The following is a 23,465-nucleotide window of genomic DNA, read 5'->3' on the forward strand; positions in this document are numbered from 1 at the left end:
GAGCCCCGCATGGTCGAAGCTGGTGCTTCTTCCCAGGGGCGTTTTTTGTGCGCCTGGGTGGTTCGGTGGTGGTCATCGGTCCTCCGGGGTTGCGTCGTCCAAGGAGTCGACCCCTGGAACCCCCGAAGGTTCGAGGTCCCGCGGCTCCCGATGGGCGTTACCCCGCAGGAGGCGCAAGACACCCCTGTGATGAAAGGGCTTCGATCAAGGTAGTCCGCGGTGCCCGGCGAGAGAAGCCCCGCCGGGCGCGCGATGGCCCGTTCTTCACATCCGATGTGGTCGATCCGCTCACGGATGTCTAGCCGTCCTGGCTTTCAGCCCGCTTTCGGGGTGCTTGCACGAGCGTTCAGCAGCTCGCCGACCAGGTCGCCCAGGCTCACCATGCCGGCCACCCGCCCGTCCCTGCCCGTGACGAGGCCCAGATGGGCGTGGGCGTCCTGCAGGCGCTCCACGGCCTCCGGGATGGTCGCCGACGCCGGAAGGCGCGGAGCGGGGCTCATGAGCTCCTCCGGCGGCGTGCCGGGGTTCAGGAGCGTGTCACGGACGTGCAGCACGCCGAGCACGTCCTCCGGGGCGCCGCCGTTGACCAGCAGCCGCAGGTGGCCGGACGCCGCCGCCGTCCGCCGCACGACCGCCTCCGGGGCGCCGGCGGGCACGGCCGTGGCCCGCCCGATGGGCACCGTCAGCCGTTCCACGGTCTGCGACTGTACGCGGAGCGCGCTGGTGAGCAGGTCGTGCTCGTCCCGGTCCAGCAGCCCCATGCGGGCCGACTCGCCGACGAGCATGGCCAGCTGAGGCGGCGTCCGGGTCGTGGCGAGCTCGTCGCGCGGCCGGACGCCGAAGGCGCGCAGCAGGCCGTTGGACAGCCCGTTGAGCGCCGCGAGCACCGGCCGGGCGATCCAGGTGAAGCCGCGGAACGGCAGGGCCAGGCCCATGGCCGTCCGCTCAGGGCGGGTCAGCGCCCAGGACTTGGGCGCCATCTCCCCCACGACCATGTGCAGGAAGGTGATGACCGCCAGGGCGATGACGTACGCCACGCCCACGCGCGCTGACTCGGGAAGCCCGACCAGCCCGAACACCGGCTCGAGCAGGTGCTCGATCGCCGGTTCGGTGACCATGGCCAGGCCCAGCGAGCACAGCGTGATGCCGAGCTGCGCGCCGGCCAGCATGAGCGAGAGCTCCCGCCCGTTGCGGAGGGCTGCGCGTCCGGCCGCCTTGGTGAGGCGGCCTCCGCCCGCGGCGGCCTCCTCCAGGCGGTGCCGGCTGCCGGACACCACGGCGAACTCGGCCGCGACGAACAGGCCGTTGCCGACGAGCAGCACGACGCCGAGCAGGAGGGCGGTGACGGAGTTCACCGGGCCTCACCGCTCATGACCGCCGCGTCGGCGGCCCGGGGCACGAGCCGCACCCGGTCGGGGATCCTGCGCTGGACGTCCAGCACGGTGACCACCGCCTCCCTCCCGGCCGGTTCGCCGGCCTCCAGAAGGTCCTGCTCGTCGGTCAGGGGGACGCTCACCTCGTCCCCGGGCTCGGCGAGGCGGCCGAGGCGCGACATGATCAGCCCGGCCACGGTCTCGTAGTCGTCGCTTTCGGGCAGGCGCAGACCGGTCGCGCGCTCCACCTCGTCCAGGCGCAGGGTGCCGCGCACGTCCCAGGTGCCGTCCTCCAGCGCGACGGCCTCGGCCGGGTCGGGGTCGTTCTCGTCGACCAGCTCGCCGACGAGCTCCTCGGCCAGGTCCTCCATCGTGACGACGCCGGCGAGCCCGCCGTACTCGTCGATGACGCACGCCAGCTCGCGGCCGGAGGCGCGCATGCGCTCCCGCAGCGCGGGCAGCGGGAGCGTGGTGGGCACGAGCAGCGGCGTGACGCTGATGCGCTCGATGGGCACGTCGTCCGTGGGCGCCCGCAGCAGTTCGCGCAGGCCGGTCACGCCGACGACGTCGCCGCCGTCGGCGCCGAGGACGGGATAACGGGAGTGGCCGGAGGACTTGACGGCGTCCAGCAGGTCGGAGGCGGGTCGTCCCGCACGCAGCGAGACCACGCGGGGACGGGGCACCATGACGTCCTCGGCGGTGCGGTCGCCGAACTCCAGGGCGCGCTCCAGCAGGTCGGACAGGCGCCCGGACAGCTCACCGGCCGCCTCGGACTCGGCGATGATGCGCGACAGCTCCTCCGGGGTCGCGCCGCGCTCCACCTCCTCCACCGGCTCGACGCCGACCAGGCGGAGCAGGCGGGAGGCGGAGGTGTCGAAGAAGCGGATGACCGGTCCCGCGACGGCCATGTAGGCCAGGGTGGGACGGGCCAGCCACTTGGCCGCCGGCTCGGGCCGGGCGATGCCGAAGTTCTTGGGCACCAGCTCGCCGAGCACCATCTGCACGACGGTGGCGGCGACCAGCCCGAGGATCACGGCGAGGCCGGGGATCGCGGCCTGCGGCACTCCGGCGGCGGCCAGGCCAGGGCTGATCAGCGGAGTAAGCGCGGGCTCGGTGATGAAGCCGACGAGCAAGGTGGTCACGGTGATGCCGAGCTGGGCGCCCGACAACATGAACGAGAGCCTGCCGGTGACCTTCAGGGCCCGCTCGGCGGCGGCGTCGCCCGCGGCGGCCTGCTGCCGGAGCGCCGCCCGGTCGGAGGCGACGAACGCGAACTCCTGGGCGACGAAGAAACCGGTCGCCAGGGTGAGAACAAGGACGGCGGCCAGACCGAGAACGATGGTCACAGCTCAGCCGTCCGATATTTGACGAGGCCCGTGCCGTGGCACGGGCAGGTACTCCATGGGTCCGGAGCGGACACGACTGTCCTTTCGCTAGATGTCGTCGTACACGCTAACGGCCGGGGGGCGGGCAATGTTTCCCGCGACCCAACATTGGTGACTTACTGTGACTCTGCGTACTTTTACCGGAGAAAACCTTGGTGAGAGAGCTACCGTCGCCTCCGCGACGGCGTAGCTTCGATGCAGAGATGGCTCTTGGCACAGGACGGGGACGGGAAAGTGGGCGATTGGCCGGGAAACGGCGGGTCGGGGGGATCCGACGAGACCCTGGAGGGGCCGACGCGGGCTCTCCGGCGCCCTGCTGGGGCGGGCGGCGAGGGCGCGTACGGCGCGCCGGCCGCGGGCCGGGCGGATGGCCGGGCGGAGGGTCAGGCGGCGGGCGGGTACTCCGCCGGTCAGCCCGCGCACCGCTTCCCGCAGGGGGCGCCGGCTCACGAGGGTGAGCGCGGGCGCGGCGGCGCGTCGGCCGGCGGTCCGGACGACGACGCCACCGTCCTGCAGCAGTACGGCGCGGGAGCCGAGGCCCCGCCCACCGCGCCTTCGGGCGAGGGCCGGGGCAGGGCGTCGCGCGTGTACGGCAAGCCGCGCGCGGGGCAGGCGCCGGTGCGTCCGCTGCCCGGCACGCAGCCGCCCGGCGGGGGAAGCGGCTCGGGCGGCGACCAGCCGCCTCATCCGCCTCGTCCTCCCCGGCGCATCGGCCGTCTGGTGCTCCGCGTCCTCGCGGTCGTGCTGGTGCTGCTGATCGTGCTCGTCGTCGGCGGGTTCTTCTGGATCAACTCCCGGCTCAACGTCGTGGACTCGCTCACCGATTACGCCGGGCGCCCGGCGGCCACCCCGGGCGAAGACTGGCTGCTGGTCGGCTCCGACAGCCGGGCCGGGCTGACGGCCGCCCAGCGCAAGAAGCTCGCCACCGGCCGGGCCGTCGGCAAGCGCACCGACACGATGATGCTCCTGCACGTGCCGGCCGGCAGCGGCCGGCCGACCCTGGTCAGCCTGCCCCGCGACTCGTTCGTGCCGATCGACGGGCACGGCAGCGACAAGCTGAACGCCGCCTACGCCTTCGGCGGCCCCAAACTGCTGGCCAAGACCGTGGAGAAGGTCACCGGCATCCGCCTCGACCACTACATGGAGATCGGGTTCGGCGGCTTCGTCGGCATCGTCGACGCGATCGGCGGGGTGAACATCTGCGTCAAGCAGAACATCAAGGACCCCAAGGCCGGCATCAATCTGAAGAAGGGCTGCCAGGACATGGAGGGCGGCACCGCGCTGGGCTTCGTCCGCACCCGGGCGACCGGCGCGATCCCCGACTTCGACCGCACCCAGCGCCAGCGGCAGTTCTTCTCGGCCGTGGTCAAGAAGGCCGCGAGCCCCGGCGTGCTGGTCAACCCCTTCCGCTCGGTGCCGCTGGCGATGGCCGCCACCGACTCGGTCGCCGTCGACGGCGGCACGGGCACCTTCGACCTGCTGTCGCTCGGGATGGCCATGAGCGGCGACCCGGTCGCCACCGCCGTCCCCATCGGCTCGCTGCCCACCATCAACGGCGCCGCGGTCGTCAAGTGGGACACCCAGCGCGCGCTGCGGCTGTTCGGCTCCCTGGCCGAGGACAAGCCGGTGCCCAAGGACGTGCTCACCAAGTAGGCCCGCGGTGAGCGGCCACGCGCGCCCGCCGGCCGCTCACCGGGCGGACCCTCGGTCAGCGGTTAGTGTGATGGCATGCCCGAGCTTCCCGAGGTGGAGTCGCTCGCCGAGTTCCTGCGCGAGCGGGCCGTCGGCCGCGTGGTCGCCGGTGTGGACGTGGTGGCCTTCCAGGCCCTGAAGACCGTGCGGCCGCCGGTCACCTCGCTCGGCGGCCTGGCGGTGACCGCCGTGGCCCGCCACGGCAAGTTCCTGGACCTCGACTGCGACGGGCTGCACTTCGTCACCCACCTGGCCCGCGGCGGCTGGCTGCGCTGGCGGGAGGACCTGTCGGGGGCCAGGCCGGTGCGTCTGGGCAAGGGGCCGCTGGCCGTGCGGCTGCGGTTCGCCCCCGAGGACGACGGCCGGGCGCCGGGCTTCGAGCTCACCGAGGCCGGCACCCAGAAGCGCCTGGCCGTCTACGTCGTCACCGATCCGGTCGAGGTGCCCGGCATCGCGAGCCTCGGCCCCGATCCGCTGGCGCCCGGCTTCACCCCCGACGTGCTCAAGGGCATCGTGAGCGGCAGTCGCACGCAGATCAAGGGGCTGTTGCGCGACCAGAAGATCATCGCGGGCATCGGCAACGCCTACTCCGACGAGGTGCTGCACGCGGCCAAGATGTCCCCCTTCAAGATCGCCGACTCGCTGAGCGACACCGCGGTCGCCGACCTGCACGAGGCGATCGTCACCACCCTGCGCGAGGCCGTCGAGCGGTCGCGCGGTCTGGCCGCCAAGGACCTCAAGACCGAGAAGAAGTCCGGCCTGCGGGTCCACGGGCGCGCCGGAGAGCCGTGCGAGGTGTGCGGGGACACGATCAGGGAGGTCTCCTTCGCCGACTCCTCCCTGCAGTACTGCCCGACCTGCCAGACCGGCGGCAAGCCGCTGGCCGACCGCAGGATGTCCCGGCTGCTCAAGTGAGGCGGCCTCGGCTCGTCCGGTGGGCCCCGCTCGTCCGGGGCCGTTCCCGCCGCGCGAGTGGTGGTCCCAGGTGGCCGGCCGCGCGGGGGCTCTGAGGTGTTTTGCGGCGCTTCGCCGGTGCGCGAAGGGAAAACTTCCCGGCGTCACGGCGCGACAACCCTCCGTTAGCGGGCGGAAGGCTCGCGAAGCGGGGACAATGGTCGGCATGACCGTCCCAGAGATCCAGGCCGGGGCCGTGCCCGACGACGCCTACCTGCTCGACGTGCGCGAGCCCGACGAGTGGCAGGCGGGCCACGCCCCGACGGCCGTCCACATACCGCTCGGCACGCTGCAGCAGCGGGTCGAGGAGATCCCCGCCGGAGTCCCGGTGTACGTCGTGTGCCGCGTCGGCGGCCGGTCCGCCCAGGCCACCGCCTGGCTCAACCACGTGGGCCGCGAGGCCGTCAACGTCGGCGGCGGCATGCACTCGTGGGAGGCGGCCGGGCGTCCCATGGTCGCCGAGAACGGGGGGCAGCCCTACGTCGCCTGACGGCCGGATGTAATAATCGCGCAAAATACATAGCGCGGGAGCTCGGGCGTCACCGGGCTGAGAGGGCGGTTCCCAGCGAAGGCTGGGCGCGCCGCCGACCGCCGGAACCTGTCCGGGTAATGCCGGCGTAGGGAGCGTGCGATGACGTCCGCCGTCGATGAAGTCCCCCTGACCCTCGACGAGGCCCCTCCGAAGACCCTCGGATTCCTCGACCAGGGCGCCTTCTGGGCCAACCTCGGGGTGAGCCTGCTCGGCTTCTCCGGCGCCCTGTACCTTCTCGACCCGCTGGGCGGCGCGCCGCTGAGCATGGTCGCGGCCGTGCTGGCCGCCGTGGTGGGCAGCCTGGTCGGCACCGTCATGGTGGGCCTGGCGGCCATCCCAGGCGCCCGCACGGGCGCGCCCGCGATGGTGCTGCTGCGCGGGCTGTTCGGGGCCCGGCTGTCGTACCTGCCGACCGTGCTGAACATCGTCCAGATGCTCGGCTGGGGGGCGTTCGAGCTGTGGGTGATCGCCCAAGGTGCGCGGGCTGTCTTCGGCGACTCCGTGCCGTACGCCGTGTGGGTACTGGTGGCCGGGGCGCTGACGATCGCCCTGACCATCCGCCCACTGGGCGCCATCCGCCTCCTGCGCCGCTTCGTGACGGCCGCCGTGGTCGTCGCGATGGTGTGGCTCGCGGTGGCGCTGCTGCGCGAGGCGCCGCACCTGGGCGGCGGGAGCTGGAACGCGTTCGCCCCCGCCGTGGACTACGTGATCGCGCTGTCGGTCTCCTGGGTCCCGGTCGCGGCGGACTACGCCCGGCACTCGCGGTCCGGGCGGGCGGCGTTCGCCGGGGTGGTCACCGGCTACACGATCGCCCAGGTGGCGTGCCTGGTGCTCGGCATCGTCGCCCTCGCCCTGGTCGGCAACGACCCTGAGCGGGTGTGGAACGCGTTCGTCGCGGTGCCGCTCGGCGCGCTGTTCTTCGGCGTCCTGGTGCTGCGGGAGGCCGACCAGTCGTTCGCCAACGTCTACTCCACGGCCATGTCCCTGCAGAACCTGCTGCCCCGGGTCGACCGGCGGGTCTTCTCGGTCGGAGTGGGCGTGCTGACGACCGGTGTCGCGCTGTTCGCCAACGTCAACTCCTACGGGGCCTTCCTCGGGGTGATCGGCGCGGTGTTCGTCCCGATGTTCGCCGTGCTCGTGGTCGACTACTTCGTGCTGGGCGGGGCCGCGCGGTGGGACACCTCGCAGGACGCGCCCTCGCGCTGGGCGATGCTCGTCCCATGGCTGCTCGGCTTCGTGGCGTACTGGGTGTTCACCGGAGCGGCCACTCTGAAGTGGTGGGACGAGCGCTGGGCGGCGCTTCGAAAACTGGTCGGGTTCGAGCGGGAGCCGTGGATGAGCGCGGCGCTGGCCGCGTTCGTCGTCTCGGCGCTGGCGACGCTGCTGGTGGGCCTGCTGAGGCGGCGCGCCCGCGACGGCGCCGCCCTCACCGACGCGCCGGTGGCCCGGTAGCACCCGTCGCCTGGTCGTAGTCGGTGGCCCCGTCGTAGCCGGTCGCCGGCCTCGACCGAGTGCGCCTAGTCCGCCGCGGCCTCCAGGCGGAGCAGGGCCTCCTTGGCGGCGGGGCCGCCGGCGTAACCTCCCGGCCGTCCCGGCGCCTCCAGCGCCCGGTGGCAGGGGACGATGACGCACACCGGGTTGGCCGTCAGGGCGTTGCCGATCGCGCGCAGCGCCTGCGGACGCCCGATGCGCTCGGCGATCTCGGGGTAGGTCGTCACGCGGCCGTAGGGCACGGCCATCGTCATCTGCAGCACCGTGCGGGCGAAGGGCGTGGCCAGCCGCAGGTCGACCGGAACGGTGAACGCGCGCAGCCTGCCGGAGAAGTAGGCGTCCAGTTCGCGCCGCACCGGGTCCAGGCGCCGCGGGTCGGGGCCGATGAACGTGCCGATCTCGCGGGAGACGCGGGCGAAGATGACGTGCTCGTTCTCGTAGCTGCACGCGACCACGCCGCGCGCGGTGACGGCGAGCGCGAGCGGCCCGACCGGCGTGTCGGTGGTGCCGAAGGCCACCTCGGGCGGGGTCTCGCCCACATAGCCGGGAGCGGTCACCCGCACCAGGGCCTCGAGATCCCCTGTCGTCATGGCCGTACCCCTCTCGCCTACCGGCAGCGTATCGGAGGGAGCCCTGCTCCCGGCCGTGCCGGAGGGAGTGGCGCCCATGTCATCGGCCGCTGCGCCGAATGCGATGATTCGCACATCGAAAGTGCCAAGGCGCGGGGGCAAAAACGGGCACGATGGGGGTCATGAGTGACGACAGGGGAGAGAACCTCGATGACGGCTTTGCCCGCGCTGTCATCGCGAGCTCGCCCAATGCCGTCGTAACCCTCGATCGTGATCTTACCGTACTGATCTGGAACCCCGCGGCGGAGCGCCTGTTCGGCTGGTCCGCGGCCGAGATGACCGGGCGCCGGGCGCCGCTCGTGCCGGACGAGCTGGTGGCCGAGCACAACGCGGTGCTGGAACGGGTGCGCACCGGCGGCCCGGTCTCCCTGCGCACCAAGCGCCTGCGCTGCGACGGCTCGCTGCTGGACGTGGGCGTGGACATCAGTGCGCTGCGGTCGGAGGCCGGCGCGCTGCTCGGGTACGTCAGCGTCTACCACCCGGCGGAGAACGACGCGGTCGCCCGCGAGCGGGCCGCCCGCCGCGCGCGCCTCGTGCGGCGGCTCACCGACGTGGTGGGCGACATCAACGCCGAGCTGGAGCTGGAGCCGGTCCTGGACCGCATCGCCGCGAGCCTCACCGAGCTGACCGGGGCCGACGCGGGCGGCTTCGTGCTGATCGAGGACGAGCGGCTGCGGCTGGTGAGCACCCACGGCCTGCCGGAGCGGGTGAAGGGCGCGACCGCCGACCTGCACAGCAGCCTGGTCGGCAAGCTGCTGCGCACCGGCAAGACGGTGCTGCTGGAGACCGGCGACCAGGCGGTGCTGGACGAGCTGATCTGGTCGGAGCTGCCGGGCCTGCACACCATCGCGCTCGGCGTCGCCGCGGTCGGCGGCCGGCCCTACGGGGCCCTGTACGCGCTGTTCGCCGAGCACAAGGCCGGCCACATCGAGCTGGAGCTGCTGGAGCTGCTCGCCGGGCACGCCGGCATCGCGCTCGCCAACGCCATGGCCTACCAGGACGCGGTGCGGCAGCGGGCGCACGAGCGCGCCGTCGTCGACGCCAGCGCGGACGGCATCGCCGTGCTCGACGGGGGCGGGCGGGTCACCCAGTGGAACCCCGCCGCGGAGGAGCTGACCGGCCTGACGGCGGCGGAGGTGATCGGCGTCCACCCGCCGTTCCCGCTGCCCGGGCCCGGCGAGAAGCTCACCACGCAGCTCCCCTCCGGCCGCTGGCTGGACGTGGTCAGCGCCGGGATCGGCGAGACCGCGGAGGTCGTCGTGGACTTCCGCGACGTGACGCTGGCCAAGGAGCTCGAGGAGGCCAAGGACCTGTTCCTGGCCACCACCAGCCACGAGCTGCGCACCCCGATCACGGTCGTCCAGGGCTTCGCCAGCACCCTGGACGCGCGGTGGGACAAGCTGTCGGACGTCGAGCGGCGCTCGGCCGTGCGCACCATCGCCGAGCGGGCGCGCGACCTCGGCCGGCTCATGGACCATCTGCTCCTCGGCGCGCGGGCGGGCGGGGAGAAGTTCAAGATCCGGCTGGAGAGCTTCGACCTGGGCGAGCGCGTGCGCGCGGCGACGCTGGGCATGCCGGTGCTGTCCGACCGGCACCACGTGGAGGTGGACATCCCGGGCGACCTGCCGCTGGTCGACGGGGACGCCCTGGCCACCGACATCCTGCTCGGCCAGTTGCTGGAGAACGCCTTCAAGTACTCGCCGGACGGCGGCCTGATCAGGGTGCTGGCCTGGCCGGAGGACGGCCGCGTCGTCCTGGCCGTGGACGACGAGGGGGTCGGCATCGCGCCGGAGGACCGCGAGCGGGTCTTCGAGCGGTTCGTCCAGGCCGACAGCGGCGACCGCCGGCGTTTCGGCGGCGTGGGGCTCGGGCTTTACATCGCGCGCACCCTCGCCCGTGCGCAGGGCGGTGAGGTGACCGCGCACGCGCGTCCCGGCGGTGGCACCCGAATGCGATTCGTTTTGAGCATCGCCGACGCCTATATCGGATCCGACACACCGAAGCGGTAACGAGCTGGTCACAGATGACCGCGCCTATTGTCGAATCTGCACAAGCAATGATCGCCGCGCGGTTTCCAGAACCATCGAACGGGGCATTTCGGTCGTACTGGGATGTGTTTTCCTCAGGGGGAAATGCAGGAGAACGGGGAAGTGAGGGCGTCGTGCTGTTGCCGTATGCGCCGACCAGCGTCGCCGTCGCACGCCAGCGTCTCAGCGCCGATCTCGAGGCATGCGGGGTGTTCGCCACCGCCATAGAGGACGCCGTCCTGGTGGTGAGCGAGTTGCTGAGCAATGCGTTGCGTCACGCCCACCCCCTCCCATCAGGCCAGATCATGGCCACCTGGGAGTGGGCGGAGGACCATCTCGAGGTCACGGTGAGTGACGGGGGAGCGGCCACGGAGCCCCGCGCGGGCCGGCCGGCCCTGTCCTCGCTGGGCGGCCGGGGGCTCGGCATCGTCGAGTTCCTCGCCGAGCGCTGGGGGGTGCGTCACGACGAAGACGTGACCACGGTGTGGGCGGTCATCCACGCCCCGGTCGCTGTCCTTAATTCGCAAGTTCGGACGCCCGAAATAGGGGCCCTACGCGAGTGCGGCTAGACGCTCCCTGCTTACAGGGCATGACATGCAGCGTGGACCTCCCCGGCCGCTGCCGAGTTCGCTGCCCGCAATTCGGATGACCTTCACACCCGCGGCCTCCAGGCGGGCGTTGGTCTCCACGTTGCGCTCGTAGGCCACCGCCACCCGCGGCGCCAGCGCCAGAGTGTTGTTGCCGTCGTCCCACTGCTCGCGCTCCGCGGTCACCGGGTCCAGCCCGGTGTCGATCACCTTCACCCGTTCGACCCCCATGGCCTGCGCGGCCGCCTCCAGGAACGGCCGGGGCTCGAAGACGCGCAGCTCGCCGCCCTCCGCCGAGGTCACGGTGTAGGCCTGCAGCGAGTAGGCGACCGGCGGGTACATGACCACGGTGTCCAGGTCCACCATCGTGCAGATGGTGTCCAGGTGCATGGTGGCCCGCTGCTGGGCGATCGGCACCGCGAGGACGGTGTGCGCCAGCCCCGCGGCGAAGACCCGCCGGCACAGCCGCTCCACCCCGGCCGGAGTGGTGCGCTCGCCGGTGCCCACGGCGAGGACCCCGGGCGCCATCAGCAGCACGTCCCCGCCCTCCACGTGCTCCAGCCACGGCTCGTACAGGTGGCCGGTGCCGGAGAACCTCGGGTGGTAGGTGTAGATCAACCGGGTGAGCAGGCTCTCGCGGGTGCGGGCGGGCATGGCAAGGCTCGTCACGGCCACCCGGTCGCCGATCCACACGCTGGAGTCCCTGGTGAACAGCAGATTCGGCAGCGGGTCGATCACGAAGTCGTGGCGGTCCATCAGTTCGTACACAAGACCCCGGCCGGTCTTCAGCTCCTCGCGGGCCAGGCCCGCGATCAGAGTCTGGGTCAGGTCCTCGGGGTGCAGCTCCGAAAGGTGGCGGCGCGCCAGCTCGGCGAGCCGGTCGCCGAGCTGGCGCTCCTGGAGGACCGCGCCGATGATCTCCTCACGCCCGGCGTCGTACTCCAGCGTGTCCTGGAGCAGCTCGGTGAGGTAGAGCACCTCGACGCCGTGGTCGCGCAGCGCCTGGGCGAAGGCGTCGTGCTCCTCCTGGGCCCTGCCGACCCATGGGATGCCGTCGAAGAGCAGCTTGTCGCTGTTGCGGGGGGTCAGCCGCTTGAGTTCGGCGCCGGGACGGTGCAGGAGCACCGTCTCCAGCCGTCCGACCTCGCTGTCGGCACCGTTCATCGTTCGGACCTCCCGGTCGGCGTGCGGTCATCGTTCCCGGCATTCCACGTTAATGGCGTACAAACCTCCATGAGGGCGCGAGGTCGCCGTATCGGGCCGGCAGGGGGTGCCCGGGACCGCCGGGTCAGACCGGACGGGGGTACAGGACCGCGCGCTCAGCGGCCGTCCACGCGGTGCTGACCAGCAGATACAGCCCGGCCGCGAGCGGCAGGACGGCGGCGGCGACGATCGTGCCGAACGGCAGTAGGCGCAGCGCGCGCGGAGCCACGGTGTCGTCCATCCGCCGCCAGGTCAGCCAGGCGACCACCGCCAGCAGCGCGAACAGCCCGGCGAAGACCAGGACGGGCGCGCTGAACAGGCCGCCGGACGCCAGCGCGGCGGCGAAGTGCTCGCCCAGCGGCACGCCGAGGGCGCTCTGGGCGAGCAGCAGGTTGGCATGGCCGGCGATCGTCGCCGAGACGAAGACGCGGTAGACGACCATGAAGAACGGCGCCTGCGCCAGGCCGGGCAGCAGCCCGGCGAACATCGAGGTCCCCTCGGCCGCGTACAGCTTGGAGGTCTCGCGGACCAGCCGCTCGGGATCGCGGGCGAAGCGCTCGCGCAGCTTGGCCACCTGCGGCGCCAGGCGCAGCCGCGCCTTGTGGGCGGTCGCCTGCCGGACGCTGAGCGGCAGGAGCAGCAGGCGCACCGCGATGGTGCACAGGACGATCGCCGCGACCGGCCCGGTGAACGAGCCGACGGCGCCGATGAGCCGGTAGGCGAAGTCGATGACGGTGTCGAGCAGTGAAAGCATGAAAGAGCCCCATTCGTCGGTGTGCGGACATGACGAGGCGCCCGTCAGGCGTCCGGCGCCGCCGGTGGCGGGCGGGACGCCGCTCGCGCGGCCACGCTCTGGTGGCCGGCGCGCTAGACGGGCGCGGGGCTGAGCGAAGGGGCTCTGGGCCGGGGACGGCCGGGCGCGGCGGGGTGGCTGAGCCGGACGAAGACCGCGTGCGCCGCGCGCGGGCGCATGCCGGCGGCCACCGCCACGGCGGGCTGCGAGGCCGGCCGGGCCAGCGCCCAGGCGAACAGGATCAGCGTGACGCCCACCAGGCCGACCGTCGCCAGCGTCCCCGGGCCGGTCTGATCGGCCAGGAGCTGCGCGAGGAGCGCGAAGGTGGCGTGGAGGGCGGTCATGTCACTTCGTCAGCTTGCCCACCACCGTGACCGCCGCCACGGCGACGACACCGATCACGGCGATGATCAGGAAGATCTTCAGGATGCCGGTGATGAGGGGGATGAGGAGCCCGAACACTACGTAGAGCGCGAGGAGGACTCCGAGGATGGTGAGCACAATGCGGGCCATATGCAGAAGGTACGTCGCACCGGCCCCGGCCGCGAGGCGACACCGATCTTTCCCCGGATCGTGACCTTCCGGACGGCAACGCACCACACGGCTCTTACGAAGTGATGACGGGTGTGGTGGCGCCCTCCCGGACGGGCTCACTGTGCGGTGTCATTGTCCGTGGGGGACGGTCCATTTCGCGTGTCGTCTGTTATGTCGGTTTTACCGGGTAGTCGATTCTGTTATTCCAGGTGCTTTGTGGCGATAAAATGTGACAAATTGGGCGAGCTGGGGGGCCGATGATGAGTACCGCTTCCCCGCCGCGCATCCTCGTCGTCGACGACGACCCGACCGTGGCCGAGGTCGTCGTCAGATACCTGGAACGTGACGGGCACACCGTCGAGAGCGTCGGCGACGGGGCCGAGGCGCTGCGCAGGGCGCTCGCCGACCCGCCCGACCTGCTCGTCCTGGACCTCATGCTCCCCGGCATGGACGGCCTGCAGGTCTGCAAGAAGCTGCGCGAACGCTGGCCGGTCCCGGTGATCATGCTGACCGCCCTCGGCGAGGAGATCGACCGCGTCGTGGGCCTGGAGACCGGCGCCGACGACTACGTCACCAAGCCCTTCAGTCCGCGCGAGCTGGCACTGCGCGTCCAGTCGGTGCTGCGGCGCGCCCGAGGGGCCCTGGTCACCTCCGGGACGGGCGTGCTGCGCGACGGTGACCTGCTGGTCGACGTGGGCGCCCACGAGGTGCGCCTCGGAGAACGCGAGATCACCCTCACGGCCCGCGAGTTCGACCTGCTCGCCCACCTCATGCGCAACCCGCGCCAGGCGTTCAGCCGCGCCGCCCTGCTCGACCAGGTGTGGGGCTGGTCGTTCGGCGACACCTCGACGGTCACCGTCCACGTCCGCCGCCTGCGCGAGAAGATCGAGCCCGACCCGGCCGCGCCCCGCCGCATCGTGACCGTGTGGGGGGTCGGATACCGGTACGAGCCCGTGGACGACGCGCCCACCACGGAGAAGGACGCATGACGGGGGCACGCCGGCAGTCGAAGTGCCGGTGCGGAAGCGGGCTCCGATGATCCTGCAGATCGTCGCCGTCACCGGCGGCCTCGGACTGGTGATCGCCGGGCTGGGCCTCGCGGTGCTCCGGCTGCTGCGCGGCCGGTCGATCGGCGTCATGCTGGCCGTCGTCGCGGTCGTGACCGTCGCCGCCACGCTCGCGGGCGTGGTCGCCATCACCATCGAGATGATCATCGACGGCCACCCCAAGAATGTCGTGCTCACCGTCGTCGCCGTCGCCGGGCTCGTCGGCCTCGGCGTCGCGCTGGCGGTGGCCCGGCAGGTCGTCGCCGCCAGCAGGAGCCTGGTCGCGGCCGTGGAGGACGTCAGCCCCTCCAGCGACTTCGTCCCGCCCGCCGGTCCGCTCCCGGCCGAGCTCACCACCATCGCCGAGGCGCTGGCGCAGGCGTACGAGCGGCTGCGCGAGGGACGCGAACGGGAGAGGGCCCTGGAAGGGGCGCGGCGCGAGCTGGTGGCCTGGATCAGCCACGACCTGCGCACGCCGCTCGCCGGCATGCGCGCCATGGTCGAGGCGCTGGAGGACGGCGTCGTGGAGGACGCCGAGACCGTGCGCCGCTACCACAACCAGATCAGGCACGAGGTCGACCGCCTGTCGCACATGGTGGACGACCTGTTCGAGCTGTCGCGGATCCACGCCGGCACGCTGCGGCTCTCGCCGCACCGCGTCGGCCTCGGCGACCTGGTGGCCGACGCGCTCGCGGGTGTGGAGGCCGTGGCCAAGGCCAAGGGCGTGCGGCTGACCGGCGAAGCCGAGCCGGTGCTGCCGATCTACGCCGACGCGGCCGAACTCGGGCGCGCCCTGCGCAACCTGGTCGTCAACGCCATCAGGCACACCCCCGAGGACGGCGCCGTGGTGGTGCGGGCGGAGGCCGACGAGCGCACCGTGCGGCTGTCGGTGGCCGACTGCTGCGGCGGGATCCCCGAGGACGACCTGCCGCGCGTCTTCGACGTGGCCTTCCGCGGCGAGACCGCGCGCACCCCGGGCAAGGACGGAGGCGCCGGCCTCGGGCTCGCCATCGCCCGCGGCATCGTGGAGGCCCACGAAGGCGCCATCGCGGTCGTCAACGACGGCCCGGGCTGCCGCTTCGAGATCAGCCTGCCCATCTCTGAGTCGACCGCCTGACCGGACGGGCGCGCCGGGCCCTTCACAGGTGCGCGGCCACCGGACGGGCGCGCGGGCCGTTCACAGATGCGCGGCCACCGGACGGGCGCGCTCGCGGGTCACAGGTGCGCGGCCATCGGACGGGTACGCCGGGCCTTCACAGGTGCGCGGCCACCGGGCGGCCGGGCGCGACCGCCTCCAGCGGGCCGGGGGCGTCCACCTCGGAGAAGCCGCCGAGGGGGACGCCGGCCAGGACGGCCTCCTCCCGCGGGATGGCGGGCGGCAGGGACTCCAGCGCCTCGGACATGGCGCGGAACGTCGGGCACGGCCAGCGCCACATGCAGCTGCGGCAGCGCAGGATCGGATGCGCGGCGTCGCTGGTGATGCCGCCGGCGTCACGGGGCTGGTGCAGGTCGAGCAGGCGCAGGCCCAGCTCGGCGAAGCACAGCAGTTCCTCGCGCGCGGCCATGAGCAGGTCGAGGTCGTCGACCGTGAGCCGCGTCTTGATCGGGACGTAGCCTTCCCGGTTGAGCAATGACTGCAGCGGGAGGGCGGCGGCTCCCCAGGCGCGCGCCTTCTCGGTGCGGGCGAGAATGCTCTCCAGCCGCTCGCGCATGCATTGTCGTCCAGGATCTTCGGGTATGTCACTGTTCATCGGCGATGTCGGGCTCGTCACGCTCCACGCCCGTCCCTCCCTCTCGAAGTGACGACCGGACGCGGAGGTTCCGGGCCTCCCCCCCTTCCGGCCGAGCCGGTGTCGCATAGCGTCAAGCTTCGCGCACGGAGCGTTTCCATGAGGCCGAAACGGGGAACAAAGGGCGGACGACTCTTCGGTTATAGCGGTAGAGCGTGACCCGGGGGCGGTACGGCGCTAGTGTGCCCGCTGTGGAGCTCAAGGTCTCGACTCGATCACATGCCGGACACGCCATCTTGACGGTCGCCGGCGAAATCGACCTATATACGGCGCCTCGTCTCCAGGCGGAGTTCGCCCGCCTGCTGGAGACCGGGCCCGACAGGGTCGTCATAGACATGTCCGGCGTGGAGTTCTGCGACTCCACCGGCATGAACGTCCTGCTGTCCGCGCTCAAGAGGATGCGAGAACGCGGCGGCGTGCTGGAGGTGGCCTCGCCGCGTCCCGCCGTCCGCAAGATCCTCCAGGTGACGGGGCTGGATTCGGTGTTCACCGTGCACGACACCATCCCGGCCGAGTTGCTCACCGCCGAACATCCCGGCTGACCGCGCGGCCACCTCCCGCCGTCCTGGCCCCCGGCCCGGCCGGCGGGACGTGACCGCGCGCGCAGCGCAGCCGTGCCCTCAGCACAGGGCCCTGGCCGAGCCTCCCACCGCGGCCCCCTGCACGGGGACCCCGGCGAGCCTCGCCCCAGGTCTCGACCCGGTCTCAACGAGGTCTCGGCGAAAGCCCCGGCAGAGCCCCCGACGGGAGTCCCTGCAGGGTGCTTGCGAGAGTCCCGGCAGGGCTCTCGGCGGGGGTCCTCATCAGGGTCTCGCCGGGAGTCGCATGCGGGTCCCGCAGGAGGTCCCGCACGGGCTCGGCGAGGTCCAAAAGGACCTCGCACAGGGCCACGGCGGTCCGGGGGGCTCGCATGAAGGCCCCAGCGGGATCTCGGCAGGGTTCGCACCTGGAATCCCGGCAAGGGACTCGGCGGGAGCCTTCGGCATGGTCCCGGCGGGAGTCCCCCGAAGGGTCTCGGACGGGGGCTCGGCAGGGCCAGCAGGGACTCGCACGAGGGCTCGGCAGGTCCTGCAAGGTCTGGCACGGGACCGCGGTAGGGCCTCGGCGAGGTTTCGCATGGAGGTCCGGGCAGGGTCTCGGCAGGGTCGGTCTCGCCTGGAATCCTCGGCAGGGTCTCGCACGAGGCTCGGCACGGTCAGCGAGTCCCGTACGAAGCGGCGGCAAGGCCTCGGCGGCGTTGCGCATGGAGGGCCTGGCAAGGTCTGGCGTGGATCGTCCCAGCAAGGGCCTGGCGAGGTCTGGCAGGGAAGCCCCGGCAGGGGCTCGCACCGGGTCACGGCATGGCCGCGCACGGGGTCGGCTGGGGCCTCGGTGATACGGGCATGGCACTACACAAGAGGCGTGACGCGGCCTCGGTGGTACGGGCATGGCCCGTGCGCAAGGGCGTAACGCGGCCTTGGTTGTACGGCATGGCACTGCACAAGGGGCGTGAGGCGACCTTGGTGGTACGGGCGGCCCCACACGGGGGGCGTGACGGGGCCTTGGTGGTACGGGCATGGTCGTGCACAAGGGGCGTGACGGGGCCTCGCGCCGGTGCTGATCGGTGCTAGCGTCGGTCGACCGTCACATGGCAGCCGACCGGACGAGGAGCGATGAGCGACCCATCCGCACAGCCCGACACCGCGGTGATCATCCCGGCCAAGGACGAGGCCGATCGCATCGGCGCCACCGTGACCGCGGCGCTGGCCATCCCGGGCGTCGACCTCGTCGTGGTGGTCGACGACGGCTCGGCCGACACCACGGGCCGGGTGGCCAAGGCGGCGGGGGCGCGCGTCGTGCGCCACAGCCGCAACCGCGGCAAGGCCGCGGCGATGGAGAGCGGCGCCGAGGCGGTGCGTCTCCTCGACGAGCAGGGGGCTCGTCACCTGCTGTTCCTGGACGCCGACCTCGCCGAGACCGCCGGCAGCGCCGCGCCGCTGGTCGAGCCGGTGCGGGCCGGCTCCGCCGACATGACCATCGCCAGGTTCGCCACCCGGGTCAAGCTGGGCGGGCACGGCTTCGTCGTGCGTCTCGCCCGCGAGGGCATCAGGCGTGCCTCCGGCTGGGAGGCCGGCCAGCCGCTCAACGGGCAGCGGTGCCTCACCCGGGCGGCCTTCGAGGCGGCCCGCCCGCTCGCGCACGGGTTCGGGGTCGAGACCGGCATGACGATCGACCTGGTGCGCAAGGGTTTCCGCGTCATGGAGGTCGAGGTCGAGATGTCCCACCGGGCGACCGGCACCGACTGGCGCGCCCAGATCCACCGGGCTCGCCAGTTCCGGGACGTCGCGCTGGCCATCGCCGCCCGCGAGCGAGTCGTCGCCGACATCGCAAGCGCTGTACGTGGCCCCCGCCGCTGATCTTCACTACACCGGCATGCCCAACACCGCTCGCGAGCGAGTCGTCGCCGACATCGCAAGCGCTGTACGTGGCCCCCGCCGCTGATCTCCACCACACCCGCATGACCAACACCGCCCGCGACCGGCGTGATCAGTGCCCCGGCGTGGCCGGTGCCGCTTCCGTGCCGGTGCCGTGGCCGGTGTCGTGGCCGGTGTCGGTTCCGAGGCCACTGTCTCGGCGTGAGCAGTGTCGCCGCGTTACCGATGTCCCGGCGTGTCCGGGGGGTCGGTGAGGGGTGGCTCGGGTGGGGCCGCGGATGTGCTGGAATCGTGCGGTGACTCGGGTCGGGCCGGTGGGCCGTGAAGGGTGGGCGGGCGTCAGTGCCACGCGCGCCGCGCCCGGCGTCCTGGCGGTCGTCGCCGTCGCGGGCGTCGCGCTCAGCGTCCTGGTCACCGTCGCCATCGGCGCGCTCGGGCCTTCGGCCGCCGTGCCGCCGCTTCCCGGGCCGGGGTGGCAGCCGCCGTACTCGCTCTCCCTGAGGCCGGGCGACCACCTGGTCATCGCCATGGAGGCGCTGGCCGTGCTGCTGGGCGCCGCCGGCCTGGCGGCCGGGCTGCTCGCCCTGCGGCGCGGGTGGGCGCCCGATCCGCGTCTGCTGCTGCTCGGCGGCTGCCTGGCCGCCGTGGTGCTGGCCTTCCTGCCGCCCTCCGGCTCGGCCGACCACCTCAACTACGCGGCCTACGGCCGGATGGCCGTCCTTGGGCACGACCCGTACGCCATGGGCGCGGACACCTTGCCCGGCGACCCGCTGGCCGCCGCGGTCGAGCGTCCGTGGCAGGAGGAGCCGAGCGTCTACGGGCCGGTGGCCACGGCCGTGCAGGCGCTGGCAGCGCTGGCCGGCGGCGGCTCGGTGCGGCTGACGGTGTTCGCGCTCTCCGCCGTCAACGCCGCCGCCTTCGTCGTGACTGCGTGGCTGCTGCACCGCACGGTGCGCGGAGACCGAGCCCGGCAGGCGCGCGCCGCGCTGCTCTGGGCCGCCAACCCGCTCGTCATCTACCAACTGGTCGCCGGAATGCACGTCGACACCCTCGCCATCGCCCTGGTCGTGGCGGCTCTGGCCGCCGGCGCGAGCGGGCGCCGCTGGGCGTCGGGGCCGCTGCTCGGCCTGGGCATCGCGGTCAAGGCCAACGCCGGCCTGGTCGCGCTCGGGCCGGCGTGGGCGCTGCGGTCGCGTCCGAGGTCGCTCGCGGTCGTGGCCGGTACGGCGACGGCGACCGTCCTGGTGGCGTACGCCCTGGCCGGGCCGCACGCCCTCGACCCCGTCCTGCACGCCACCAAGTCGATCTCGCTGGCCTCTCCGTGGCACGTGGTCCTGGGCGGACTACAGGCGACCTTCGGATCGGGGGGGTACCGGGTCTGGATCCAGGCGGGGTCCGTGGCGCTCCTGGTCTTCCTCGCCCTCACGCTGTCACGGGCCCTGCGGGAGCCGTACGGCCTGACCACGGGCCTGCTCCCGCGTACGGCAAGCGCCCGGGACCTGCCCCAGCAGACGGCAGGCCGCGAGGACGACGGCGGGCCGCTCCGGCGGGTGATGGAGGCCGGGGACGGCGATGAGCCGCTCCGGCGGGTGGCCGGCGGTGGGGACGAGGAGGGGTCGCTCTCGCGGGGGACCGGTGCCGAAGCCGATGGTGGGTCGCTCCGGCGGGTGGCGGGCGTTGATCACGAGGACGGGTCGCTCTCGCGGGTGGGGGATGCCGGAGGCGGTGGGGGAGCGCGGGGCGCCTGGAGGGAAGAGACACGGGCGGTTTGGCGGGAAGAAGCCGGGGTCGCGGTCGTCGTTGTGGCCGCCTGGCTGTTCGCGACGCCCTATGCCCTGCCTTGGTACGACGGGCTCGGGTTCGCGCTGTTGGCGGCCGTCCCGGCGACCTTCTTGGACGGTTTCCTGGTGGCGCGGCTGGTCGTGCTCTCGGCGGCCTACCTGCCGGCCCGCCAGGAGTATCAGCCGCAGGACCTGCACAACCTGCTCGTCACGGTGCTGCGGTCCCAGGTGGTGCCGTGGATCCTGCTGGCGCTGACGGTCGCTCTGGCGTGGTGGGCACTGACCTCTGGAGCGCGCGGATCGACGCGGCGAGGGTCAGCGGCACCGCCACCGTGAGCGCCATGGCCGGAATGGCGATGCCCGAGTCGTTGACCAGGAACCCGGCCAGCGCCGTGGTGAGCACGCCGAACAGCCCCGCCCGCAGCGCCGGCGCCTGCGCGTAGGCCAGCCCGAGCGCCGGGGCCCCCCACCGCGACGGCCTGGCCAGGACGAGGAACAGGAACGCCAGGGCGGCCAGCGACAGCACGGTGAGCTGCCAGTTGCCCAGCGTGCCGAGCATCGCGCCGATCTTGCGGCCGACGACCGGCAGCGCCTCGCCGTCGGCCACCTGCTGCACGAACGCGCCCAGGTGGGTGCGCTGGTCGCTCGGCCGCAGCCAGTCGGCCACCGCGATGAGGCCGATCAGCACGGCACCGGCGACGGCGACGGCCGCCAGCCTGACCACCGTGACCCGCCGCCCGGACAACAGCAGCATGAACACCGCGAACCCCAGCACGAACGCCGGGACGCCGCCGAAGTCGGCGCCCCACCCCGGCCACCCGTCGGCGAAGATCGCCAGTAACCCGTACCCGAGGCAGACCGACAGGCCGAGCACGCGCCGGCCCCGTTCGGCCAGCACCTGCGCCACCCCGGCGAGCGCGAGGAGGGTGCCGGTCGCGTACACGGCGAAGGCGATGTTGCTGAAACCGTAGAACCGGCCGCCGGTCACCGGCTCGTACCCGGTGACCGCGTTGACCTGGAGCCGCGAGCCGGTCACCACGTCGGCCAGCAAGGCGAGCGAGGTCACCGCCGCCACGATCGTGAGCGGCCCGAGCGGGTGAGCCCGCCAGGGCCCGGCGAACGCCAGGCCGGCCAGCAGGCCGGTGAACACCATGATCGTCACGATGAGCGCGGTCATCGGACGGCTCAGGCTCCACCAGGGCACGAGTTGCGCGAGGAAGGTGGACACGGCCACGGCCCCGCTCAGCACGGCCATGACCTGTGTGGCGACCGGTACCCACGAAGCCCAGCCGCGCAGCACGCGACGCGCGCCGACACCGGCGCCGGCACGCGCCCCTACGGGAACCCCACGCGCGTCCGGAGCGCCCCCCGCTTTCCCATCCCGCCCAGCGCCCGGTCCGGTACCCGGTGTAGTGCCTAGCCCAGTGCCCGGTCCGGCGTCTGGCCCCGCGCCTGCTTCAGTGCCTAGACCCGCGTCTGGCCGGGTGTCCAGCCTCGCGCCCGGTCCAGTGCCTGGTTCAAGGTCTAGTGCCGCGTCTGGCCCGGTGTCCGGCCCCGCGCCTGATCCCGTGCCCGGTCCAGTGTCGAGCCCCGCGCCTGGTCCGGCGTCCGGTTCAGTGCCTGGCCCCGTGCTTGTGGAAGGGAGTGTGGTGGTGGCCGGCATGCCTGAGCCGGGCCAGCGGCGGCGCATGGCCAGGGCGGTCAGCCCGTAGAACAGGAGCTGGACGGAGACGAAGACGGCGAAGAACGGCGCCCGCACCTGCACCAGCACCCGGCTGGCGAGGTCGGCGTCGGCCAACTCGGTGACGGTGCGCGAGACGTCGTCCGGGGCCGAGCCACCCGAGGTCCAGGGGCGCCCCACGGCCTCGGCGGGGACCGGGGCGCCGAGCAGGCGCAGCACGGTGGTGGTGACGTCGGTGACCGCGACCAATGCGTCCTGGCGGGTCGAGGTGGCGGTGAGGTGGCCGTGGCGGTACGGATCCGCCTGCGGGGACGGACCCTGAGCGATCGCCACGTGGAGGTGGGCGCTGGTGGAGGTGTCGGACAGGCCCGCGACCAGGATGGTGGCACCGGGGGGCACCAGGGGGAGCAGACGGCCGATCGCGCCGTCGGCCGCGGCGGCCGCTCGGGCGCGAGCGTCGGCGTCCAGGTCAGTAGTGGGGGCGTTCGCGGCGGCCGGCGGCCGGGTGATCCAAGCGCGCGCCAGGTCGTCCGCTTCGACGACGACCAGGTTGTATCGGCTCAGGTCACCGAGCGATCCCGCATTATCGGCATAGCGCTGGACGTTTCCGGTCTTGTCGGCTGCGGCGAGCGCGGCTCCCGGACCGACGGCGGCGACCGTGCCGCCGGCGTCGCGCACGGCCTGGCCCAAGGACCCGATCGTCGCGCGGTAGGACGTGGCGGCATTGAACGACGCCAGCGCCGGCCAGCCGGGCACGCTCGCCGAGCCGTCCGGGCTCACCTGGGGAACCGGGAGCGGCGCACACTCGCTCGCCGCCGAGCCGGCTCGCCTGCCCGCCGACACCGTCAGCCATCCGGCGACCGGGCACGTGCTGGCGTGGTCGGGCCGGGGGTAGGCGCGGGTGGACATCGACGCCGAAGCGCCGTTCGCGACGAGCTTCCACAGGTTGGGCGTTCCACTCTGGCTGATGTCCGCCCATTGCAACCCGGGGACCCCGACGAGCACGACCCGCCCGGTGGCCGCCCCGCCGGTACGGGTGTGACCCGGCGCCCGAGGACTCACCCCGGCCCCGGCGGCCGGCGCGTCCGCCATTTGCGCCCGCCCGGCGGCCCGCGGGCCGGCCGTCCCCGCATGGGTGGCGGCTGTGCGCGTGTTCGTCGCCTCCGCGTGGACGGCCTGGGTGTCCGTTGCCCTGGCATGGGCGGCGGTGGCCTGGGGGCCGGTTGTTCCCGCTTGGGCGGTGGCGTGGATGTCCGTTGTGCCCGTGTGGGTGGTCTTTGTGTCTGTCGTTTCTGTAGGTGTGATGGTGGGCGGTGGGGGCCTTGTTCTCGCGTGGGCGGTGGTGGGCAGGACGGCGAGGGCCATGGCGCCGAGCAGCGCTGCGGCCGGGAGCCGCCAGGGGCGCCGCCCGGGACCGGACGCGCGGTCCCCCGGGACCGTCGTTCGCTTGTCCACCGGGAACCTCGCCTCCACGTGCGCCGACCACCTCCGCCCTGCAAACCATAGCCAGAACCCCGACCCCCCTCTCCCACATGCGATCGGCCTGTGGACGG

Annotated in this window: 19 protein-coding genes, 1 pseudogene and 1 riboswitch; of the genes and pseudogenes, 11 read left to right on the forward strand and 9 right to left on the reverse strand. The window is 72.9% G+C overall.

All coding sequences use genetic code 11. The annotated features are described in order from the left end of the window. Positions 1-314: 314 nt before the first annotated feature. Both ABZU32_RS22055 and ABZU32_RS22060 read right to left on the reverse strand, forming a co-directional pair. Positions 315-1,355: a hemolysin family protein gene (locus ABZU32_RS22055; protein ID WP_354924648.1), complete on the reverse strand. Its 1,041-nt coding sequence runs from the start codon at positions 1,353-1,355 to the stop codon at positions 315-317. Next, complete coding sequence (locus tag ABZU32_RS22060) at positions 1,352-2,719, reverse strand: hemolysin family protein (protein ID WP_354924649.1); 1,368 nt, start codon at positions 2,717-2,719, stop codon at positions 1,352-1,354. Before ABZU32_RS22060 ends, ABZU32_RS22055 begins: the two co-directional genes overlap by 4 nt. A gap of 273 nt (positions 2,720-2,992) precedes the next feature. Here ABZU32_RS22060 and ABZU32_RS22065 point away from each other — a divergent pair, with 273 nt between their 5' ends. The 4 genes from ABZU32_RS22065 to ABZU32_RS22080 all read left to right on the forward strand — a co-directional run bounded on the left by ABZU32_RS22065 (position 2,993) and on the right by ABZU32_RS22080 (position 7,388). Continuing rightward, positions 2,993-4,411: an LCP family protein gene (locus ABZU32_RS22065; RefSeq protein ID WP_354924651.1), complete on the forward strand. Its 1,419-nt coding sequence runs from the start codon at positions 2,993-2,995 to the stop codon at positions 4,409-4,411. Positions 4,412-4,486: 75 nt separating this feature from the next. Beyond that, positions 4,487-5,365 (forward strand): DNA-formamidopyrimidine glycosylase family protein, encoded by an 879-nt coding sequence (locus ABZU32_RS22070; protein WP_354924653.1) that lies wholly within the window; start codon positions 4,487-4,489, stop codon positions 5,363-5,365. Positions 5,366-5,561: 196 nt separating this feature from the next. Then, positions 5,562-5,894 carry a rhodanese-like domain-containing protein gene (locus tag ABZU32_RS22075; protein ID WP_354844016.1) on the forward strand — a complete coding sequence of 111 codons (333 nt, stop codon included), beginning with the start codon at positions 5,562-5,564 and terminating at the stop codon, positions 5,892-5,894. Between the two features lie 24 nt (positions 5,895-5,918). Then, a riboswitch (TPP riboswitch) is annotated at positions 5,919-6,045 on the forward strand. Continuing rightward, positions 6,036-7,388, forward strand: coding sequence for a cytosine permease (locus tag ABZU32_RS22080; protein WP_354924655.1), 1,353 nt, complete (start codon positions 6,036-6,038; stop codon positions 7,386-7,388). Its footprint overlaps the riboswitch before it by 10 nt. Before the next feature lie 65 nt (positions 7,389-7,453). On the opposite strand, the gene ABZU32_RS22085 is transcribed toward ABZU32_RS22080, so the two are convergent. Beyond that, positions 7,454-8,017 (reverse strand): methylated-DNA--[protein]-cysteine S-methyltransferase, encoded by a 564-nt coding sequence (locus ABZU32_RS22085; protein ID WP_354924657.1) that lies wholly within the window; start codon positions 8,015-8,017, stop codon positions 7,454-7,456. Positions 8,018-8,178: 161 nt separating this feature from the next. Here ABZU32_RS22085 and ABZU32_RS22090 point away from each other — a divergent pair, with 161 nt between their 5' ends. Further along, the gene (locus ABZU32_RS22090; protein WP_354924659.1) at positions 8,179-10,065 is read left to right on the forward strand and encodes a PAS domain S-box protein; all 1,887 of its coding nucleotides are present in this window, start codon (positions 8,179-8,181) and stop codon (positions 10,063-10,065) included. 152 nt (positions 10,066-10,217) lie between these two features. Beyond that, positions 10,218-10,652 (forward strand): ATP-binding protein, encoded by a 435-nt coding sequence (locus ABZU32_RS22095; protein WP_354844026.1) that lies wholly within the window; start codon positions 10,218-10,220, stop codon positions 10,650-10,652. Here ABZU32_RS22095 and ABZU32_RS22100 read toward each other — a convergent pair. The 4 genes from ABZU32_RS22100 to ABZU32_RS22115 form a co-directional block, all read right to left on the reverse strand. After that, a complete protein-coding gene (locus ABZU32_RS22100; RefSeq protein WP_354844029.1) occupies positions 10,635-11,834 on the reverse strand; it encodes an arginine deiminase in 1,200 nt (399 codons plus the stop codon). The genes ABZU32_RS22095 and ABZU32_RS22100 overlap by 18 nt on opposite strands. A gap of 124 nt (positions 11,835-11,958) precedes the next feature. Beyond that, positions 11,959-12,627 carry a membrane protein insertase YidC gene (gene yidC / locus ABZU32_RS22105; RefSeq protein ID WP_354924660.1) on the reverse strand — a complete coding sequence of 223 codons (669 nt, stop codon included), beginning with the start codon at positions 12,625-12,627 and terminating at the stop codon, positions 11,959-11,961. 113 nt (positions 12,628-12,740) lie between these two features. Beyond that, positions 12,741-13,010 carry a DUF6412 domain-containing protein gene (locus ABZU32_RS22110; protein WP_354924662.1) on the reverse strand — a complete coding sequence of 90 codons (270 nt, stop codon included), beginning with the start codon at positions 13,008-13,010 and terminating at the stop codon, positions 12,741-12,743. 1 nt (position 13,011) lies between these two features. Then, on the reverse strand, positions 13,012-13,179 hold the full coding sequence (locus ABZU32_RS22115; protein ID WP_354844038.1) for a hypothetical protein: 168 nt from the start codon (positions 13,177-13,179) through the stop codon (positions 13,012-13,014). A 281-nt stretch (positions 13,180-13,460) separates the two neighbouring features. Between ABZU32_RS22115 and ABZU32_RS22120 the strand changes: the two genes are divergently transcribed. After that, complete coding sequence (locus ABZU32_RS22120; RefSeq protein WP_354924784.1) at positions 13,461-14,189, forward strand: response regulator transcription factor; 729 nt, start codon at positions 13,461-13,463, stop codon at positions 14,187-14,189. A 46-nt stretch (positions 14,190-14,235) separates the two neighbouring features. Continuing rightward, complete coding sequence (locus ABZU32_RS22125; RefSeq protein WP_354924664.1) at positions 14,236-15,363, forward strand: HAMP domain-containing sensor histidine kinase; 1,128 nt, start codon at positions 14,236-14,238, stop codon at positions 15,361-15,363. 136 nt (positions 15,364-15,499) lie between these two features. Here the strand turns inward: ABZU32_RS22125 and ABZU32_RS22130 are convergent, their stop codons facing one another. Beyond that, complete coding sequence (locus ABZU32_RS22130; RefSeq protein WP_354924665.1) at positions 15,500-15,958, reverse strand: hypothetical protein; 459 nt, start codon at positions 15,956-15,958, stop codon at positions 15,500-15,502. 269 nt (positions 15,959-16,227) lie between these two features. Between ABZU32_RS22130 and ABZU32_RS22135 the strand changes: the two genes are divergently transcribed. From ABZU32_RS22135 to mptB, 3 genes and pseudogenes are all read left to right on the forward strand, one after another. Continuing rightward, positions 16,228-16,578 carry an STAS domain-containing protein gene (locus ABZU32_RS22135; protein WP_354844049.1) on the forward strand — a complete coding sequence of 117 codons (351 nt, stop codon included), beginning with the start codon at positions 16,228-16,230 and terminating at the stop codon, positions 16,576-16,578. Positions 16,579-17,688: 1,110 nt separating this feature from the next. Next, positions 17,689-18,432: a glycosyltransferase gene (locus ABZU32_RS22140; RefSeq protein WP_354924667.1), complete on the forward strand. Its 744-nt coding sequence runs from the start codon at positions 17,689-17,691 to the stop codon at positions 18,430-18,432. 545 nt (positions 18,433-18,977) lie between these two features. Continuing rightward, positions 18,978-19,883 (forward strand): annotated as a pseudogene (gene mptB / locus ABZU32_RS22145) (polyprenol phosphomannose-dependent alpha 1,6 mannosyltransferase MptB); the annotation flags it as partial. A gap of 556 nt (positions 19,884-20,439) precedes the next feature. Here the strand turns inward: mptB and ABZU32_RS22150 are convergent. Beyond that, on the reverse strand, positions 20,440-23,004 hold the full coding sequence (locus ABZU32_RS22150; protein WP_354924669.1) for a hypothetical protein: 2,565 nt from the start codon (positions 23,002-23,004) through the stop codon (positions 20,440-20,442). Positions 23,005-23,465 lie beyond the last annotated feature (461 nt).

Origin of the sequence: Sphaerisporangium sp. NPDC005288, from assembly GCF_040607475.1 — a bacterium.
In the GTDB taxonomy this organism is placed as follows: domain Bacteria; phylum Actinomycetota; class Actinomycetes; order Streptosporangiales; family Streptosporangiaceae; genus Sphaerisporangium; species Sphaerisporangium rhizosphaerae.